Origin of the sequence: Gynuella sunshinyii YC6258 (genome assembly GCF_000940805.1) — a bacterium.
GTDB classification, from domain to species: Bacteria; Pseudomonadota; Gammaproteobacteria; order Pseudomonadales; family Natronospirillaceae; genus Gynuella; species Gynuella sunshinyii.
The window spans coordinates 4,804,934-4,818,890 of the sequence record NZ_CP007142.1 but is presented as its reverse complement, the minus strand read 5'-3'; the positions used below and the strand labels follow the sequence as shown (position 1 = coordinate 4,818,890).

14 protein-coding genes are annotated in these 13,957 nt (G+C 44.8%); 9 read left to right on the top strand and 5 right to left on the bottom strand.

Features of this window, described 5'->3' with window-relative positions; translation table 11 throughout:
* Nucleotides 1-698: 698 nt before the first annotated feature.
* From YC6258_RS20180 to YC6258_RS20135, 9 genes are all read left to right on the top strand, one after another.
* The gene (locus tag YC6258_RS20180) at nt 699-1,400 is read left to right on the top strand and encodes a hypothetical protein (protein WP_052830434.1); all 702 of its coding nucleotides are present in this window, start codon (nt 699-701) and stop codon (nt 1,398-1,400) included.
* A gap of 93 nt (nt 1,401-1,493) precedes the next feature.
* Entirely contained in the window at nt 1,494-2,186 is a 693-nt protein-coding gene (tsaB, locus tag YC6258_RS20175) for a tRNA (adenosine(37)-N6)-threonylcarbamoyltransferase complex dimerization subunit type 1 TsaB (protein ID WP_169749000.1), read from the top strand.
* Nucleotides 2,173-3,006 (top strand): undecaprenyl-diphosphate phosphatase, encoded by an 834-nt coding sequence (locus tag YC6258_RS20170; protein ID WP_342670604.1) that lies wholly within the window; start codon nt 2,173-2,175, stop codon nt 3,004-3,006. The genes tsaB and YC6258_RS20170 overlap by 14 nt, the downstream gene beginning before the upstream one ends.
* Before the next feature lie 369 nt (nt 3,007-3,375).
* On the top strand, nt 3,376-4,125 hold the full coding sequence (locus tag YC6258_RS20160; RefSeq protein ID WP_052830432.1) for a class I SAM-dependent methyltransferase: 750 nt from the start codon (nt 3,376-3,378) through the stop codon (nt 4,123-4,125).
* Nucleotides 4,126-4,225: 100 nt separating this feature from the next.
* On the top strand, nt 4,226-6,031 hold the full coding sequence (locus YC6258_RS20155; protein ID WP_044618516.1) for an extracellular solute-binding protein: 1,806 nt from the start codon (nt 4,226-4,228) through the stop codon (nt 6,029-6,031).
* Nucleotides 6,032-6,043: 12 nt separating this feature from the next.
* Nucleotides 6,044-7,135 (top strand): microcin C ABC transporter permease YejB, encoded by a 1,092-nt coding sequence (locus tag YC6258_RS20150; protein WP_044618515.1) that lies wholly within the window; start codon nt 6,044-6,046, stop codon nt 7,133-7,135.
* Complete coding sequence (locus YC6258_RS20145; RefSeq protein ID WP_044618514.1) at nt 7,132-8,148, top strand: ABC transporter permease; 1,017 nt, start codon at nt 7,132-7,134, stop codon at nt 8,146-8,148. The genes YC6258_RS20150 and YC6258_RS20145 overlap by 4 nt, the downstream gene beginning before the upstream one ends.
* A complete protein-coding gene (locus YC6258_RS20140) occupies nt 8,148-9,740 on the top strand; it encodes an ABC transporter ATP-binding protein (protein WP_044618513.1) in 1,593 nt (530 codons plus the stop codon). Before YC6258_RS20145 ends, YC6258_RS20140 begins: the two co-directional genes overlap by 1 nt.
* 124 nt (nt 9,741-9,864) lie before the next feature.
* The gene (locus YC6258_RS20135) at nt 9,865-10,221 is read left to right on the top strand and encodes a hypothetical protein (protein WP_044618512.1); all 357 of its coding nucleotides are present in this window, start codon (nt 9,865-9,867) and stop codon (nt 10,219-10,221) included.
* 4 nt (nt 10,222-10,225) lie between these two features.
* Here YC6258_RS20135 and yjgA read toward each other — a convergent pair whose 3' ends face one another.
* From yjgA to ptsN, 5 genes are all read right to left on the bottom strand, one after another.
* Nucleotides 10,226-10,756 carry a ribosome biogenesis factor YjgA gene (gene yjgA / locus YC6258_RS20130; RefSeq protein WP_044618511.1) on the bottom strand — a complete coding sequence of 177 codons (531 nt, stop codon included), beginning with the start codon at nt 10,754-10,756 and terminating at the stop codon, nt 10,226-10,228.
* Between the two features lie 11 nt (nt 10,757-10,767).
* Nucleotides 10,768-12,129 (bottom strand): magnesium transporter, encoded by a 1,362-nt coding sequence (gene mgtE, locus YC6258_RS20125; protein ID WP_044618510.1) that lies wholly within the window; start codon nt 12,127-12,129, stop codon nt 10,768-10,770.
* 89 nt (nt 12,130-12,218) lie between these two features.
* Nucleotides 12,219-12,488 (bottom strand): HPr family phosphocarrier protein, encoded by a 270-nt coding sequence (locus tag YC6258_RS20120; protein ID WP_044618509.1) that lies wholly within the window; start codon nt 12,486-12,488, stop codon nt 12,219-12,221.
* A gap of 19 nt (nt 12,489-12,507) precedes the next feature.
* Nucleotides 12,508-13,368, bottom strand: coding sequence for an RNase adapter RapZ (gene rapZ / locus YC6258_RS20115; RefSeq protein WP_044618508.1), 861 nt, complete (start codon nt 13,366-13,368; stop codon nt 12,508-12,510).
* A 142-nt stretch (nt 13,369-13,510) separates the two neighbouring features.
* The gene (gene ptsN / locus YC6258_RS20110) at nt 13,511-13,954 is read right to left on the bottom strand and encodes a PTS IIA-like nitrogen regulatory protein PtsN (protein ID WP_044618507.1); all 444 of its coding nucleotides are present in this window, start codon (nt 13,952-13,954) and stop codon (nt 13,511-13,513) included.
* Between the last annotated feature and the right edge of the window lie 3 nt (nt 13,955-13,957).

Genomic DNA, 13,957 nt, shown 5'->3' with positions numbered 1-13,957 from the left:
TGGACGATTCTAAAATGGTTACTAAGCTATTTTTATGGTTTATCTGCAGTTGCTCTATGTGTCAGAAGAAATTTTTTATACTCAAGTGCTAATGTGGTAGGAGTTGGTTTCTCAGGTTTGTTGGCATCTGTACTCTGTTTTGGCTCCAAATTTACTTTTGAGTGTTGTTTTTGTGCCTCAATAATGTAGTAATTTTATAATTGTTGACCATTCTACGAGATATTTTCTCGCTAAATGCTATGCCTTGAACGATATAATAATGTGAATATCAGCATGTTGCATTTTAACGGAAGACATGAATTTTCATCGGAAAAATAAAGTTATTCTATTTGTTAGTTACGAATGGTTGCTGTTTTTTATTGAATGACTAAAAGCAGATATTGTGTCGTAGCCGTCTTAAAGCATAAGTGATTTTGAAATTTTTTTATCTGCACGACATGTGGAATAATTCTGTTTAATTTGGATTGCTCATATTATTTGATTGTAGTTTGGGCAAAAAAACCGCTTCGATACATGAGTTTTATTATAGAATTTTAGTTGGAATATTTAAAAATGACTCAATTGAAACTACAATTCTGATAATGGAATTTTGAAATAGTAACTCGAAAACTATAAAAATACTGGGAAATTATTTTTCGTCGGGTTTTTTTGTGCTAAATTGTTATGTGCTAAGAAAATGTTTTTAAGAGGAATTAATAATGCCAGCAGCCAAGAAAAAAGCAGCAACTAAAACTACTGCAAAAAAAACCGCTGTAAAGCGTGGCCCCAAACCTGGAGCTAAACGTGGTCGTAAACCTAAAGCAACTACCGCCGTTAGTGCTGCCACTTCACCTGTGTTAACAGATGGAGCGGTAAAAAAAGCAGAAGCACTGGTTGAAAAAATGGAGAAAGTAGTTGCCAAGGAGACTATGGCGGCAGAAGCAGCAAAAGAAAAAGCAGCTGCTGCGGCGAAGAAAGCATCTGGTAGTAAATCGGCAACGGCGAAAAATGCCGCCAAGTCTGCTCGTGCAAAGGTTAAGGCCACTGCCGCGAAGCTGAAAGAAGCAAAAGATGCCCTTAAAGCAGCCAAGGTTGAAGTTAAAATTGCAACTACTGAGGCCAAAGGTAAAGCCGCTGCTGAGGCAATTAACGCCAAAGCAGAAGCTATGGAAGCAAAACTTAAAGAGAAAGCGGATGCTGATCTGAAAAAGGCAATGGCTGCATTTGAAGCAAAATGGATCAGTCAGAGGAAAAAAGCCGACGCAGCTAAAATCAAAAAAGTTATGAAAAAATTTGATGTGAAAGCTAAGGCTGCGGCTAAAAAAGCAGAGGCCAAGGCAAAAATTATGGCCAAGAAAGCTGTAGCGACTCCGGCCCGCAAGAAAAGTCCTCGCGGTCGTAAGCCCAAAGCTTCTGCATAAGTATTTTATTTGTTCCTAAAAAAGCCCTCGTTAGAGGGCTTTTTTTTTGAATATGATAATATTCGCCACGTACTGGAAGCGAGGTTTGTGAACGTGGAAATAATATTAGGTATAGACACTTCTTCTGATTATTGTTCTGTTTGTTTATATAGAGATGGTCTTTTTTTCTCTCATCATGAAAGCTTGCCTAGACAGCATGCACAAAAGCTATTGCCAATCATTGATCGTTTGTTGTCTTCTCATCAAACAACGCTTCAGCAGTTAACCGGTATTGTATTTGGTCGTGGACCAGGTTCTTTTACTGGAATCAGGATTGGTGCGAGTGTGGCAGAAGGTTTGGCACTTGGTCTGAACATCCCTGTATACCCTGTGTCTAATTTAACTGCGCTGGCACTGCAGTTATCCGAGGTCAGAGAAACATGGGTGATGCCGTGTATAGATGCAAGGATGGATGAGGTCTATTGCTGTTTGCATCAGGTTGATGAGTTTGGGATACCTGTGCCTGTTGAAACAGAAAAAGTAATTGTTCCGGAAAATTTGCAAATAATTTCCGAAGTTCAAAGTTTTGTCGGTGTAGGTTCCGGTTGGCTGTATCTGGAAAGATTTTCTGAGTATGTGAAAAGTAATGCTGTTGCCATATATCCGGATATATCGGTATCTGCTGAATGTATGATTAAATGGGTACTCGCGGTTAATCCACCGGCAATCAGTGCTGATATGATTGAACCTGTTTATTTGCGTGATAAAGTTACCTGGGACAATAAGCCCCCGGTTGGCAGCTTATAAAGGAAGTAGCATGGATTTTCTTCACATATTGTTTCTCTCGTTGATTCAGGGGTTCACTGAATTTTTGCCAATATCCAGTTCGGCGCATTTGATTCTTCCTTCTCAGGTATTGGGTTGGCCGGATCAGGGATTGGCATTTGATGTCTCAGTTCATGTTGGATCATTGTTGGCAGTTGTAATTTATTTTCGCAAGGATCTCATCGTGCTTGCTCAACAATGGTTTCTTAGTTTGGTAAAAAAGCATACCAACCCACAACAGGTTAAGATGGCCTGGTTTATTATCGTTGCTACTATACCTGCAGGATTGGCTGGGTTTTTATTTGAAAGTTTCATAGAAGATAATTTTCGGTCAGTACTTGTGATTGCCACGACGACTGTTGTATTTGGGATATTGTTAGGGTTAGGTGATCGAAAAAAACACCAGCAGCTTCGTAGTGAATCTTCAATGACCTGGAAAGATACAATGGTCATCGGTGTTGCTCAGGCCGTAGCACTGATTCCGGGCACCTCCCGTTCAGGTATTACTATGACCGCTGCGTTGTTTCTTGGGCTTGACCGGGTTACTGCATCGAGATTTTCATTTTTATTGTCGATTCCATTGATATTAGCTGCTGGCTTATTGAAGACCGTAGAGTTGTCGAAGACACCCATGGTTGGGATCTGGGATGAAGTGGGACTTGGAGTATTACTTTCATTCTTATCTGCTTATCTTTGCATTTTTCTCTTTCTGAAATTAATTAATCGAATTGGATTCATGCCATTTGTGTTGTATCGCTTGTTCCTGGGCGGAGTGTTGTTTTTGTTTTGGGTGCTAAACTAAAAGCTTCTGGGTTAATGTGATGATATCTGCGTTGATGCAGACATGACTCAGATGATCTTTGGTAGATTTGAGCACTAAAAATGCGAATTATTTCCAGTCCCGTAATTGAGCCATCAGGTGCCCATCGTAACCGCCAACCGTCTGGTGTGGCGGAGCCGCCAGTCAATGCGGAGATAAAATCGGAAACTTTTCCTCCACTTATCTACCAGATGCAACAGTCAGGCGAAAGTTTCGGGGTTATCGCAGAAGATTCATCAACTTCGAAGAGTATGAGGACTTATCAACAAATTGAGTCCTTCGGTAGAAATGACGGTGACATTGTGGTGCTGGATATCACGGTGTAGTGACTAGATATATTCAGGTATTGATGTGATTGTAATTCGTTGTCTTGATCAGAATCACTTAACTTATGCGCATGCGGTATCTGATATCTACGGCTGGCCTGTTTGTGAGGAAATCCCCCCTGATACTCTTTGGGAGTTAACCCTTCGGAATGATTATCTCAGTGTGTGTTCGCCTGTATACGACTATGGTGCACCTCTGTATGTTGATTTCGTAGGAGGTGCTATGGGTCACCGACGTCTTTATGGTGGTGGCAAGGGGCAGGATCTGGCCAAAGCTATCGGCCTCAACAAAGCCTCTGGCATAAAGGTTCTTGATGCAACGGCTGGACTGGGACGTGATGCATTTGTGTTGGCCTCACTGGGATGTCATGTCCAGCTCTGGGAGCGTAATCCGGTGGTGCACGCATTATTGTCAGATGGACTGCTCAGGGCTGAAGCACACTCCGAGACGGCGGAGATAGTAACTCGAATGGAATTATGTGCTGGTGTGGCTTCTGCTCATAAGACCAGTTGGCCTGAAGTCATATATCTGGATCCAATGTTCCCTCCCTCAAAAAAATCAGCCAAACCCAAAAAAGATATGCAACTTTTTCATCAGTTGGTCCAACAGGATCTGGATGCCGATGAGTTATTACCCTGGGCACTGAAAACGGCCAAAAACAGAGTTGTTGTTAAGCGACCTCGAATAGCCCCATATCTGGCTGGTGTTAAACCATCCTTCGAGCTAACTGGAAAATCCAACCGTTTTGACGTTTATGTGAATGCCGGTTTTTAAAAACTGAATGCTCAGTTAAGGCTAGTTGGGTTTACAGATTGCCGAATTATGTAATCTGTGGTTGTATCTCTTCTATGTCGTGATTTGATAGGTGAACTTTATGCGTCAACTAATCATTATCTTGCTGATGATTTTTCCAGCTTTCGGTTACCCGGCTAATGTTGTTGTCAGTCATGCGATTGCTTTGAGAGGCGAGCCGAAATATGCGCAGGGCTTTGAGCATTGGCGCTATGTGAACCCTAATGCTCCAAGAGGGGGCTATGTTACATACGGGGCTCGGGGGAGTTTCGATAATTTTAACCGTTTTGCGCGCAGAGGAAGTTCTGCACCTCTTGCTGAGTCTATGATTGACTCCCTTATGACCTCAAACGAAGATGAAGACAATGTTCTCTATGGACTTATTGCTCAGACCATAGAGTATCCTGATGACTATTCCTGGGTCATCTTTCATCTTGATCCCCGCGCTCGTGCATCTGATGGAGTGCCTATCACTGCAGATGACGTAGTGTTCTCGTTCAATAAGTTTATGACACAGGGTATCGAGACTCTGGCAAGGCTTTGGGAAGGTATTACAGTTACCAAAATAGATGATCTGACCGTTAAATTTACCACTCCTCAGAAAGATAAATCGACAACCATGCAAATGGCTGAGCTGAGAATATTTCCCAAGCATTATTGGAAGGATGTAGATTTATCCGAACCGCTTGTGGAAGTGCCTGTGGTCAGTGGTCCGTATACGATCTCAGATTATTCAATGGGGCAATATGTCGTATATAAGCGCAACAAGGACTATTGGGCGCTCAACCATCCAACCCAGAAGGGGCTATTGAATTTCGATTTCGTCCGTTACGACATGTATAAAGATGATACGGTCATGCTCGAAGCGTTTAAAAAAGGCGAATATGATTTTCGTTCTGAACCTGTTGCCAAGGTTTGGATAACTGGTTATGAAGGTAAAAACATCGACCAGGGATACATCCGCAAAGAAGAGATACCTTATTCCGTACCAAAACCCATGATCGGTTTCATATTCAATGTGACGCGCCCTCAACTGAGTGACCGGAGAATCAGGGAAGCCATCGGTTACCTGTTTGACTTTGAATGGAGTAATACCAACCTGTTTTATGGGCTCTATAAGCGTGAACTCAGTTATTTCCAGAATTCGGACAATATGGCACGTGGCCTTCCGCAAGGCCGTGAGCTGGAGATTCTGAACGGGTTTAAGGATCAGTTGCCGCCAGAAGTATTTACTCAGGAATTTAATCCGCCTAAAACTGATGGAAGTGGAAATATTCGGCCACAACTGCGACAAGCGCTGTCATTATTTAAGCAGGCTGGATGGCAGTTAAAAAATGGCAAGTTGGTTGATCAGAATGGTCAGCAACTGGCATTTGAGCTTATGTTGTGGAGTCCAACATATGAGCGGGTAGCGCTACCCTTTAAGGAAAATCTGGCGAAGGCAGGTATTGACATGTCGATCCGAATCATCGACAGCGCACAGGCTACTAACCGGCTCCGGGAACGGGATTATGATATGGTGGTCGGTACGTTGGGAGGTGGAGTTTATCCGGATAACATGTTGCAGTATGAATTCCATTCCAAATATATCGATAGCACTTACAACAACTCCGGTTATACCAGTCCAGTCGTTGATGCTCTGGTGGAAAAAATTGTTCAGAATCAGTCGAATCTTCCTGAACTGCAGGCTTATGGCAAGGCCCTGGACAGAGTTTTGTTATGGCAATATCTGGTTGTACCGCAATGGTATAATGACAAGGTGCGGGTTGCTTACTGGGATAAATTCAGCCGCCCTGAAGTGTTGCCCACCTATGGTGTGGGGTTGGAAAGCTGGTGGTACGATGAAGAGAAGGCCAAAAAGTTGCCTCGTCGTAATGCTCCTAACTAGCGGAAAAGTCGTATGCGGGCTTACATCTTTCGTCGCTTATTGTTGTTGATACCTACTTTATGGGCTATCGTGACAATCAATTTTTTCCTGGTGCAACTGGCGCCAGGAGGTCCGGTGGATCAGGCGATTGCCTACGCACAGGGCATGAATAGCAGTATGTTGGATCGTCTGACCGGTACTTCAGCAGAGACTTTGGATCAGCCTGCCTCGAACCGAAACACCGACAGTAGTTATACTGGGGCCCGCGGACTGACTGAAGAAGATATTGAGGCCATCAAAAAACGTTTTGGTTTTGATCAGCCTATTTATGTCCGTTACGGACATATGTTGTGGGATTATCTTCGCTTCGATTTTGGTGAGAGCTTGTTTCGTGGGTCGACAGTGGTTGATCTTATTGTAACGCGATTGCCGATATCCATCTCTCTCGGTATCTGGACGACTTTGATTGTCTATCTGGTTTCAATTCCTTTGGGAATTCGTAAAGCAATACAACATGGTTCCCGTTTTGATGTCTGGACTTCTTCTGTCATCATCGCTGCACATGCGATTCCTCAGTTCCTGTTTGCCGTCATACTGATTATCTTTTTTGCTGGTGGAAAGTTCTTCGACTGGTTTCCGATTCGCGGGATGGTTAGCAATGACTGGTCGGAACTGAGCTGGGGAGCTCGCATCGCAGACTATTTCTGGCATATGGTGTTACCGGTTATTGCGATGACCATCGGTGGTTTTGCTGGCCTGACCATGTTAACCAAAAATTCTTTTCTGGATGAGATTCATAAGCAATACGTTGTCACCGCACGAGCCAAAGGTCTTACTGATAAGGCGATTCTTTATAAACACGTATTCAGGAATGCCATGTTGTTGATCATTGCTGGTTTTCCTGCTGCGTTTATCAGTATTTTTTTCACCTCTTCGCTATTGATTGAAGTGGTTTTTTCTTTGGATGGACTTGGATTGCTGGGATACGAAACCACTTTGCAGCGTGATTATCCGGTCATGTTTGCCACCCTTTATGTGTTTGGTTTGATCGGCCTGGTCATGGGAATTATCAGCGATGTGATGTACACAATTGTCGACCCCAGGATTAATTTTGATCAGTTATGAAGCCAATTAATCAACTCCGTTGGAGTAAGTTCAGAAACAATCGTAGAGCCTGGTACAGTCTGTGGATTTTTTCTTTTGTGTTTGGAGTCTCACTGTTTTCAGAGCTTATCGCTAATGATAAGCCTCTGATCGTGTCATATGACTCGCACTGGTATTTTCCATTTCTAAAAAACTATCCCGAAACTACATTTGGAGGAGACTTTGAGCTAGAGGCCGATTATCGGGATAGTTATGTCCAGACTCTGATTGCTGAAAAAGGCTGGGTATTATGGCCTTTAATACCGTTCTCTTATCGAACGATCAATTATGATTTGCCTTCTCCACCTCCAAGTCCGCCGAGCAAAGAAAACTGGTTGGGAACGGATGATAAAGGGCGAGATCTGCTGGCCTGTATTTTATATGGGCTACGTATCAGTGTGCTGTTTGGGTTTTCCATTACTGTCCTGTCTGCAGTCATTGGTGTGTCTGCCGGAGCGGTGCAAGGATATTACGGGGGCCGGTTGGATCTGTTTTTTCAGCGTTTTATTGAAGTCTGGAGCAGTATGCCAACCCTGTTTATGCTGATTATTTTGATGAGTGTGGTGAAACCTAATGTGTGGTGGCTTGCCGGCTTTACGTTGCTTTTCAGCTGGATGGGGTTTGTGGGAGTCGTGCGGGCGGAATTTTTGCGTAGTAGGGGATTTGAATATGTCCTGGCCGCTAAAGCAATGGGGATGAATGATCGACGCCTGATGTTCAAACATATATTGCCGAATGCCATGATTGCGACCATGACTTTTATGCCGTTTACCTTAGCGGGGTCAGTTACCATTCTGACTTCTCTCGATTTTCTAGGTTTTGGCTTGCCTCCCGGATCACCGTCCTTGGGGGAGCTGCTGGCTCAGGGCAAAGCTAACCTGCAGGCTCCTTGGCTCGGTTTGGCCTCATTTTCTGTACTGGCCATGATTCTGACGCTATTGGTGTTTATTGGTGAAGGTGTCCGTGATGCATTCGATCCCAGGAGGTCTGGGTAATGCCGTTGATCTCAATAGAGCACTTGAGTCTGGGTTTTAAACTGGGGGATCAGTTTCGTCAGGTCGTGGATGATACCAGTTTCAGTATTGCAGAAGGTGAGGTCCTGGCGCTGGTTGGAGAAAGTGGATCGGGAAAAAGTGTTACCTCTCTCAGTATTCTGCGGTTGCTCGATAGTCCTCCTCTGGTATTTATGGACGGCCGTATAATCTGGAATAAAAAAGAGGACCTGCTCACTGTTTCCGATCAGAGAATGAGGGAACTCAGAGGTCAGGATATCGGGGTTATTTTTCAGGAGCCAATGACCTCTCTGAACCCACTTCATACGGTTGGTCGTCAGCTTAGCGAGATGGTGTTATTGCACGAACTGGTAACTAAAGCAGAGGCACTCAGGATCAGTCTTGAATGGATGGTTAAGGTCGGTATTCGTGAAGCGGACAAAAAGATATCCGCATTTCCTCATCAGCTGTCAGGAGGCGAGCGTCAGCGAATCATGATCGCCATGGCTCTGGTGAATCGTCCTAAATTATTGATTGCAGATGAACCGACGACTGCATTGGATGTCACTGTGCAGCGACAAATACTGGATCTGTTGATGGAACTGCAACGTGAAATTGGGATGTCGGTATTGTTTATTACCCATGATCTTGCTGTGGTTAAAGGAATTGCCCATCGAGTGATTGTGATGGAGCAGGGAAAAATTGTTGAGACCGCAGAGACGCAGAAACTTTTTGCCGCTCCCAGTCACCCTTATACCCGAAAGCTTTTGGCTGCCCGGCCGCGTCAGTCTTTATCGGACGTGGATCGAAAAATACTTTTGCTTAAGGTGGAGCAGTTACGAGTGTGGTTCCCAATCAAGCGTGGTGTTTTCAAGCGTACGGTTGATCATATAAAAGCGGTAGATGATGTCAGCCTGGAATTGTATCCCGGTGAAACTCTGGGAGTGGTCGGTGAAAGTGGATCTGGTAAATCCACCCTTGCCCGGGCGGTATTGAAGCTGGAGCCTAGCAACGGAAAAATCATATTTGACCAGACAGAACTGCAGCAGTTGGATCGTAAGAAACTGCGTCCATTGAGACGGTCTCTACAAGTTGTTTTTCAGGACCCTTACGGCAGTTTAAGTCCGAGAATGTCTGTTGCGGAAATTATCAGTGAGGGACTGGATATCCATGGTATCGGCTCTGTCAGTGAGCGGGAGCAGCAGGTAATTGCAGTGATGAAAGAAGTCGGACTCGATCCTGAAAGTCGTTTCCGTTATCCAAATGAGTTTTCCGGTGGTCAGCGACAGCGCATTGCTATTGCCAGAGTATTGATTTTAAAACCCAAACTTATCATTCTGGATGAACCAACGTCCTCTCTGGATAGAACTGTACAGGTTCAGGTTTTGGAGTTGTTACAGGCTTTGCAAAAAGAATATCAGTTATCTTATTTGTTTATTAGTCATGACCTTGAAGTGGTCAGGGCTATCAGTCATAGAGTAATCGTTATGAATCAGGGAGTAGTCGTGGAACAGGGGGACACGGATACTGTTTTCAGTGAGCCCCGGCATCCTTATACCCGTAACCTGATCGCTTCCATCCCCACTATGGATTGATCCATATAGACATTAAATGAACGTATAGTGCCGATGTGCTGGTTTCTGAGGTTGTCTCAAAGGTTTACAGCTCTCCTCTTGGAAATGGGATATGATCTAGGTCTTTTTTACAATAAGACCTGGTATGGAGAGACGAAAAAAGCCGGATTTCTGGATTCTGCTTTCAAGAACTGTGGCCGTTGCGTCATGGGTGTCATTGTTCATTCTTCAGTGCATTGTCTGGATTACCCGTCCGGAAATGAGCACCGGAGCCATACGCTATAAGCATTTGGCGATCAGAGAAGAGTGGCAGACTCCCACGGTTGAATGGATCCCGATATTGTTGGCAATTTGTGCTGTATTAACGTTGGTTGAGTTTGTTATTCGGCCCTTCAGGGCCCGGCGCCGCACAGACGCCGGACAATTTCATCTCTGGATGATGTTTATTTTGATTGTTGCCACGACGGCGCTATATTTTTCCCAGATTTATATCAGGCCGTGAGAATCTATTCAGATTGCTGTACTTCGGTTTTGATAAACTGATATAGCTTTTTTCTGGCCAGCCAGCTTTCGGGTTTTTGCTCAATTTCCTTAAGGCCATTACGTAACAGGTTGCGTAATTGTTGCCGGTCGCAGTCAGGATACTGATCGAACCAGGATACCAGTTCATCGTTATCTCCTGTCAGCAGTCTATCGCGCCAGCGCTCACTCTGTTGATGTAGTCTGGCATAGGCATCAGATGCTGGATCCAGCAGTTCAATTCCGTGCACAATTGCATCATAATCAGCTTTTCGCATCAGACGGCCGATAAACTGTGAGTGCCGGCGTCTTGCTTCACGGCTGGTAATGCGTTTTGACTCAGTAATCGCAGCAATCAACTCATCCGTCAAAGGAATTGTGTCGAGCTGACTCTGGTTAAGTTCCATGAGTTTCATGCCTATTTCCTGAAGCTCATGCATTTCTTTTTTCATTCGGGTCTTGGAAACCCATTCGATGTCGTCTTCCGACGAGTCCTGCCAATCATTTTCTTTGTTCATAATAATATTAATCAGAGTAAGTACCAGGTAGCCAGACCCAGAAGAGTAAAGAACCCAACGGCATCTGTCACGGTTGTTAATATGACACTGCCAGACAGAGCAGGGTCGATCTTTAGTTTTTCCAGTATTACCGGTAACAGGGCACCGGATATTTTGGCAATAGTGATATTTGCCAGAATCGCAATACCAGATACGATCGCTAGTTGGACATTGCTGAACAGTAACCAACAAACGAATGCGGTGACAATCGCCCACAGAAATCCGTTGATCAGGCCCACACCAAACTCCCGGCCCAGCAACCATAAGTAGTTGCTGGCATTGATTTTCCCGGTGGCTTGGGCACGTATGACTAATGTCAGCGTCTGACTGCCGGCGACACCCCCCATACTTGCAACAACGGGGTTCATGACTGCCAGAGCCGTAATCATGGCAATTGCGTCCTCGAAGTTAAGTATCACCAGTGCCGCAATAAAGGCTGTTAAAAGGTTGAGCCCTAACCATACCGCCCGGCCTTTAGCGCTGCTCCAGACCGGAGCAAAAGCGTCTTCATCTTCATCCAGGCCTGCCATGGACATAACCGTGTGATCCGCTTCTTCGCGGATCACATCGACAATGTCGTCAATAGTGATTTGTCCGAGCAGCTTACCTTTTTCATCGACTACTGGCGCAGATATCCAGTCGTGATTGGCAAATAGCTTGGCAACATCGCTGTCCCGACTGGCAGCTGGAATTCCTTCGATATCGCTGTTCATAACCTCGCGAACAGTTGTATCAGGATCACCCAGCAACAACGCATGCAAAGGTAAGGTCCCTACCAGCTGATCATTTCGGTTAACGACGTAAAGAGAATCAAACTGATCCGGCAGGTCCGACTGCCTTCTCAGATATCGCAACACCACATCCAGCGTTACGTTTGCCCGGATTGTCAGTACTTCCGGATTCATCAGGCCACCGGCAGTATCTTCCGGGTAGGCCAGCAGTTCCTCGACCTCGCGTCGGTCCTCCGGTTCCATGGAGTGAAGCACCGCAATTCGATTCGTCTCCGGCAACTGTTGCAGGACATCGGCAAAATCGTCTGAATCAAGATCCTGAATCGCTTCCAGGACCTGTTCAGGACTCATTTTGGTAAGGTAATGAAGTTGAAGGTCGTCACTCAGGTGACTGATGACTTCACCTTTCTGGCTTTCAGACAGAAATTTCCAGATGTCAGCACGACGTTTTGAAGGAGTCGACTCAATGATGTGAGCGATATCAACAGCTGATAAATCCTGATTCAGAATTTCCTGTACGCGTTCGGTGTTATTGGCGTCCATTGCATTCAGTAAGCGCTCACCGATTTGCTGGAACTGTTCATGCTCAACATGGACTGGCATCCGAATCCTTATTTTTATTGGGCTGGGAGTTAAATTGTAGACTTAATCTAATGGAACAGAGCTGAACTCAGTATAGGGTGACGGAAAAATTATTCTGCTTCATCAAAGCGGTTGGCAATTAACTCTTTTATGGCAGTTAATGCCGCCAGTTCGTCTTTACCATCAATTCTGAGTGAAAGCTCTGTCCCTTGGGCGGCCGCCAGCATCATAACAGACATGATACTTTTGCCATCCACCTCCTTGGGACCTTTAATCACTCGAATCTGTGCGCCAAACTGACTGGCTACATTGACAAATTTAGCCGCGGCACGAGCGTGCAGTCCAAGTTTATTGATGATAGTGACGGATTCTTCGACCATTCATGCGCCTTATGAAATGTTAATGATTAAGCTTTAGTTCCCGGTGCCTTATCTGAGTGCTGTGGTTTCTGCTGCGAAAGGCAGAAGCTAATTGTTCCACTAGAAAAACTGATCTATGTTGACCTCCAGTGCAGCCAATTGCAACTGTCAGATAACTGCGATTATTCGCTTCAAACGAGGCAATCCAGCGATCCAGTAAACGATAGATATCCTCAAACATTAAATTGACCTCAGGTTCTCTTTTGAGAAATTCAATAATCTCCTGATCAATCCCCGTGTATTGCCTGAGTGAAGGATCCCAGTATGGGTTAGGAAGACAACGGACATCGAATACAAAGTCAGCGTCGGTCGGAACGCCATGTTTATAGCCGAAAGAGGTGAACATCAATCCAAGATGTTGCTGTTGCTTGCCAGCCACCCGTTGTTTGATTAGCGAACGAAGCTCTTGCAGAGACATTGCTGTTGAGTCAATGGCTAAGTCTGCCAGGTTGGCAATTGGATCGAGAATTTGCTTTTCCCTGTCAATGGCTTCTGCCAGAGACAATGTCTCGCCGCTCAAGGGGTGTTTACGGCGAGTGGCAGAATAACGCTGTAGTAGTGTGTCATCATTCGCATCCAGAAATACGATTTCACAGTGAATATCTTTGGAGTTCAGTTGTTCAACAATTCTTGGAAAAGACTTAATGGATGACGGCGCGTTGCGTGCATCAATACACACCGCGACTCGGGATTCCTGATGTTCAGAATACAACAGGCGGGTTAGTTCAGGCAGCAGGGCTACAGGCATGTTATCGATACAATTATAACCATTGTCTTCGAGGCACTGCAGTACAGTGGTTTTACCAGAACCAGATCTGCCGCTGATTATGATTAGTTTCATAGTCATTCCAATGTCAGTCGGGGGAGAGCAACATCCATCTTGTCAAGATAGCACCAATTAACAACAGAACTCCCGCACAAATTGTCCGGACGCGACTTCCGTATGGGAAAGGTTATTTCCCTGGATTTTTGGTTCTGTTAAGTTACGGATTGATGAATAGCTGGTAGATATCTTCCTTGCTCATTGTTGCCAGTTTATTGCGTATGGTTTCATTACTGAATTTTTCTGACAACAGAGACAAGACCTCAAGATGAGCTGTTTTCTCCTCCTCTGGAACCAATAATACAAACAGAAGGTTCACGGGGCGTTTATCAACAGCGTCAAAATCGATTGCGTCTTTTAACCTGAAAAAAGCACCAATGATTTTGTCGTAATTACTGATTCGACAGTGTGGTATGGCAACACCATTACCAAAACCTGTACTGCCGAGACGCTCTCTTGCTATCAGATTGTCGAAAATATAGTCAGATGTCAGTTCCGGCACGAGCTGGCTGATAATTTCGGCGATATCCTGTAAGGCTTTCTTTTTGCTGGTAGCGGCCACGTCTGTGAAGACGTAGCCGGGTTGTAAGATTTGATTAAGCATGAG

Excerpts from the sequence above, each read along its gene's own strand:
- YC6258_RS20180 (WP_052830434.1), top strand. The coding sequence starts at position 699 with ATGCCAGCAGCCAAGAAAAAAGCAGCAACTAAAACTACTGCAAAAAAA.
- YC6258_RS20155 (WP_044618516.1), top strand. The coding sequence starts at position 4,226 with ATGCGTCAACTAATCATTATCTTGCTGATGATTTTTCCAGCTTTCGGT.
- YC6258_RS20150 (WP_044618515.1), top strand. The coding sequence starts at position 6,044 with ATGCGGGCTTACATCTTTCGTCGCTTATTGTTGTTGATACCTACTTTA.
- YC6258_RS20145 (WP_044618514.1), top strand. The coding sequence starts at position 7,132 with ATGAAGCCAATTAATCAACTCCGTTGGAGTAAGTTCAGAAACAATCGT.
- YC6258_RS20140 (WP_044618513.1), top strand. The coding sequence starts at position 8,148 with ATGCCGTTGATCTCAATAGAGCACTTGAGTCTGGGTTTTAAACTGGGG.
- YC6258_RS20135 (WP_044618512.1), top strand. The coding sequence starts at position 9,865 with ATGGAGAGACGAAAAAAGCCGGATTTCTGGATTCTGCTTTCAAGAACT.
- yjgA (WP_044618511.1), bottom strand. The coding sequence starts at position 10,756 with ATGAACAAAGAAAATGATTGGCAGGACTCGTCGGAAGACGACATCGAA.
- mgtE (WP_044618510.1), bottom strand. The coding sequence starts at position 12,129 with ATGCCAGTCCATGTTGAGCATGAACAGTTCCAGCAAATCGGTGAGCGC.
- YC6258_RS20120 (WP_044618509.1), bottom strand. The coding sequence starts at position 12,488 with ATGGTCGAAGAATCCGTCACTATCATCAATAAACTTGGACTGCACGCT.
- rapZ (WP_044618508.1), bottom strand. The coding sequence starts at position 13,368 with ATGAAACTAATCATAATCAGCGGCAGATCTGGTTCTGGTAAAACCACT.
- ptsN (WP_044618507.1), bottom strand. The coding sequence starts at position 13,954 with ATGCTTAATCAAATCTTACAACCCGGCTACGTCTTCACAGACGTGGCC.